Source organism: Bacillus sp. MBGLi79, assembly GCF_002953915.1.
The window spans coordinates 5,700-9,917 of the sequence record NZ_CP026521.1; the positions used below are offsets into that span (position 1 = coordinate 5,700).

Here is a 4,218-nt window from a genome sequence, read left to right on the forward strand (position 1 = left end):
TTTGCCGTGACTGTAGGTGCATTTTCTCCTATGTCGACAGCAAAAGCCGCAAATGATCCAATTAATGTAGACGCGAAAGCAGCAATCTTGGTGGAAGCTTCATCGGGGAAAATTTTGTACAGCAAAAATGCCGATCAGCGTCTTCCTGTTGCCAGCATGGCCAAAATGATGACGGAGTATCTTCTGTTGGAAGCGATTCACGAAGGCAAAGTGAAATGGGATCAGAAGTACACGCCTGACGATTATGTATACGAGATTTCCCAAGATCGTTCATTATCGAATGTTCCTCTTCGTAAAGACGGATAATACACTGTAAAAGAGCTTTATCAGGCGACTGCAATTTACTCTGCAAACGCGGCGGCTATTGCACTTTCTGAAATCGTTGCCGGTTCTGAATCAAAGTTCGTAGAGTTAATGAATAAAAAAGCCAAAGAGCTTGGAATGAAAGATTTCAAATTTGTGAATGCTACAGGTTTGGAAAACAAGGATCTTCACGGCAAACATCCGAGCGGAACAAATGCCAATGAAGAAAATGAAGTATCTGCGAGAGACATGGCGCTCCTTGCCGATCATTTAGTAAGCGATTATCCTGAAATCCTCGATACGGCGAGCATTGCCAAAACGAAGTTCAGAAAAGGCACAGACGATGAAATGGACATGCCGAACTGGAACTTTATGCTGAAAGGCCTAGTTCAGGAATATAAAGGTGTGGACGGGCTGAAAACCGGCTCAACGGACTCTGCCGGATCATGCTTTACGGCTACTGCCGAAAGAAACGGCATGAGAGTGATTTCCGTCGTTATGAATGCGAAAGGCGACCTTCATACGGGACGATTTAAAGAAACGAAAAAAATGCTTGATTATGCATTTGATAACTTCACGATGAAAGAGTTTTACGCAAAAGGCGCACAAGTGAAAGGCAACGAAACGGTCACAGTCGACAAAGGGAAAGAAACTGAAGTCGGCGTCGTAACGGAAAAAGCCTTTTCAATGCCTGTGAAGAACGGTGAAGAAAAGAATTACAAGGCGAAAGTGACGCTGAACAAAGACGAGCTGACCGCACCTGTTAAAAAAGGTGAGAAAGTCGGTACCTTGACGGCCTCCTATAAGGGAGAAGAAAAGGACTACGGATTTCTCGGCAGCGATGTATCAGGTGTAAACCTCGTGACAAAAGAAGATGATGAGAAAGCAAATTGGTTTATTTTAACGATGAGAAGCATCGGCGGCTTTTTTGCCGGTATTTGGAACAGCATTGTTGAAATGGTAACCGGCTGGTTTTAATCAATAAAGGGCTCTATCTGATAGGGCTCTTTATTGTCATATTCAGATAGAATTACCATTTACAATCCTAACAATTTGTTATTAAAATAGAAATAATCTTCGTGTTTTTCATATGATTTTGTGGAATTATAGGATACAATAGGATTAAATCTGACAATTCAATCTTTGATTAGGGGGATCCTTGAAATGGCTCAAACAGGTACTGATCGCGTAAAACGCGGTATGGCAGAAATGCAGAAAGGCGGCGTCATTATGGACGTTGTCAATGCCGAACAAGCAAAAATCGCAGAAGAAGCAGGAGCCGTCGCAGTCATGGCGCTGGAGCGCGTTCCGGCTGATATCCGTGCGGCAGGCGGAGTTGCCCGCATGGCAGATCCGACAATTGTCGAAGAAGTGATGAACGCTGTTTCAATCCCGGTTATGGCGAAAGCCCGCATCGGGCATATCGTTGAAGCGCGTGTTCTTGAAGCGCTCGGCGTTGACTATATTGATGAAAGTGAAGTTTTGACTCCTGCGGATGAAGAATTTCATTTAAATAAAAACGAATTTACCGTTCCATTTGTATGCGGATGCCGCGACCTCGGAGAAGCGACGCGCCGGATCGCAGAAGGAGCTTCAATGCTTCGTACGAAAGGCGAACCTGGTACGGGCAATATTGTGGAAGCTGTCCGCCATATGAGAAAGGTGAATGCTCAAGTGCGCAAAGTAGTCGGCATGAGCGATGACGAACTGATGACAGAAGCGAAAAACCTCGGCGCTCCGTATGAGCTGTTGAAGGAAATTAAAGCCGAAGGACGCCTTCCTGTTGTAAACTTTGCTGCCGGCGGTGTGGCAACACCTGCTGATGCTGCTTTAATGATGCAGCTTGGCGCTGACGGCGTATTCGTAGGGTCCGGTATTTTTAAATCCGACAACCCTGCTAAATTCGCGAAAGCAATCGTTGAAGCGACGACGCATTACACGGATTACAAACTGATTGCCGAGCTATCAAAAGAGCTTGGAACTGCGATGAAAGGGATTGAAATCTCAAATCTGCTGCCAGAACAGCGTATGCAAGAGCGCGGCTGGTAAACACGAAGGAGACGGATTGACATGCTGACAATTGGTGTACTTGGACTTCAGGGAGCAGTAAGAGAACATATTCGCTCAATTGAAGCATGCGGAGCAGCCGGAAAAATCATTAAGTGGCCGGAAGAGTTAAAGGAAATCGACGGTTTGATTTTGCCGGGAGGGGAAAGCACGACGATGAGGCGCCTCATCGATACGTATCAGTTTATGAAGCCCCTTCAGGAGTTTGCCGCATCCGGAAAGCCGGTATTTGGAACTTGTGCTGGGCTGATTATCCTGGCGAAGAATATCGCCGGAGCGAATGATGCCCATCTTGGTGTTCTGGATGTAACCGTCGAACGGAATTCCTTTGGAAGACAAGTGGACAGCTTTGAAGCGGATTTAACCGTTAAAGGACTTGACGAACCGTTTACAGGCGTATTTATCCGCGCTCCGCACATTTTGGAAGCGGGCGCAGATGTGGAAGTGCTTTCGGAGCACAACGGTAGAATCGTCGCTGCCAAACAAGGAAATCTTCTCGGCTGTTCTTTCCACCCTGAACTGACGGATGACCATAGAATGACGAAATTATTTGTCGAGATGGCGGAAAAGCATAAACAGGAAGCCGTCGTATAAAACGGTTGAAAGCTGTTAAAACTTGTAGTACATTTATAAGACAATATAGATCGAAAAGCGTTGATAGGAAGCAGTAGGAAGCCTCTCTTTCCAAGAGAGCCGATGGTTGGTGCGAATCGGCGAAAGATGCTGTCCGAATCCATCCTTGAGCGAAATGCTGAACAGTCAAAGTAGGCATTTACGGGAGAACCGTTATCAAAATGAAGCGGAAAACAGGAGGAAGACGCCTGTTTTCAATCAGGGTGGCAACGCGAGAGCTCTCGTCCCTTATATTTAGGGGACAAGGGCTCTTTTTTTCGGTCAAATCAGTATAAAAGGAGCGAGGCAGATGCTTGATATCAAACTGCTGCGGGCAAATTTGGAGGAAATCAAACAAAAGCTTGCCCACAGAGGAGAAGATTTATCAGATTTTGATCAATTTGAGGAATTGGATACAAAGAGAAGAGAATTGATCGTCAAAGTGGAAGAGCTGAAAGGAAAGCGCAATGAGGTATCTCAGCAGGTTGCCGCTTTAAAGCGCGAGAAAAAAGATGCTGACCACCTCATTAAAGAAATGCGCGAAGTCGGTGAAGACATTAAAAAACTTGATGAAGAGCTGAGAACGGTCGAATCTTCACTTGATAAAATCATGCTGTCTATCCCGAATATCCCCCATGAGTCTGTTCCGGTCGGTGAGACTGAAGACGACAACGTGGAAGTTCGCAAATGGGGCGAACTCCCCGGATTTTCATTTGAGCCGAAGCCTCATTGGGATATTGCCGATCAGTTGGATATTCTTGATTTTGAGCGGGCAGGCAAGGTTACGGGAAGCCGTTTCGTTTTCTATAAAGGGCTAGGCGCCAGACTTGAACGGGCATTGTATAACTTTATGCTTGATCTTCACGTAGACGAGTACGGCTATACGGAAGTCATCCCGCCGTACATGGTGAACCGCGCAAGCATGACAGGCACCGGACAGCTGCCGAAATTTGAGGAAGATGCCTTTAAAATCAGGGAAGAAGATTATTTCTTAATTCCGACGGCAGAAGTGCCAATTACGAACCTGCATCGCGATGAAATTTTGTCAGCTGCCGAGTTGCCGATCAATTATGCGGCGTTCAGTGCGTGCTTCCGTTCAGAAGCAGGCTCAGCTGGCCGTGATACGCGCGGTTTAATTCGCCAGCACCAATTTAACAAGGTTGAACTGGTGAAATTCGTGAAGCCTGAGGATTCATATGAAGAGCTTGAAAAGCTGACAAATCAAGCGGAGAAAGT

3 protein-coding genes, 1 pseudogene and 1 other annotated feature are annotated in these 4,218 nt (G+C 46.0%); all 4 genes and pseudogenes read left to right on the top strand.

The window, feature by feature from the left end:
* Positions 1–6: 6 nt before the first annotated feature.
* Positions 7–1,281, top strand: a pseudogene (gene dacA / locus C1T29_RS00035) (D-alanyl-D-alanine carboxypeptidase).
* 186 nt (positions 1,282–1,467) lie between these two features.
* Positions 1,468–2,352, top strand: coding sequence for a pyridoxal 5'-phosphate synthase lyase subunit PdxS (gene pdxS, locus C1T29_RS00040; RefSeq protein ID WP_020449771.1), 885 nt, complete (start codon positions 1,468–1,470; stop codon positions 2,350–2,352).
* A 21-nt stretch (positions 2,353–2,373) separates the two neighbouring features.
* Positions 2,374–2,964: a pyridoxal 5'-phosphate synthase glutaminase subunit PdxT gene (gene pdxT / locus C1T29_RS00045; protein ID WP_020449772.1), complete on the top strand. Its 591-nt coding sequence runs from the start codon at positions 2,374–2,376 to the stop codon at positions 2,962–2,964.
* 51 nt (positions 2,965–3,015) lie between these two features.
* Positions 3,016–3,235, top strand: a binding site (T-box leader).
* Positions 3,236–3,292: 57 nt separating this feature from the next.
* A partial coding sequence (gene serS, locus C1T29_RS00050; protein ID WP_208945709.1) for a serine--tRNA ligase occupies positions 3,293–4,218 on the top strand: 926 nt, incomplete at its 3' end.

Coding starts and splice junctions, on each gene's coding strand:
- pdxT (WP_020449772.1), top strand. CDS start 2,374: ATGCTGACAATTGGTGTACTTGGACTTCAGGGAGCAGTAAGAGAACAT.
- pdxS (WP_020449771.1), top strand. CDS start 1,468: ATGGCTCAAACAGGTACTGATCGCGTAAAACGCGGTATGGCAGAAATG.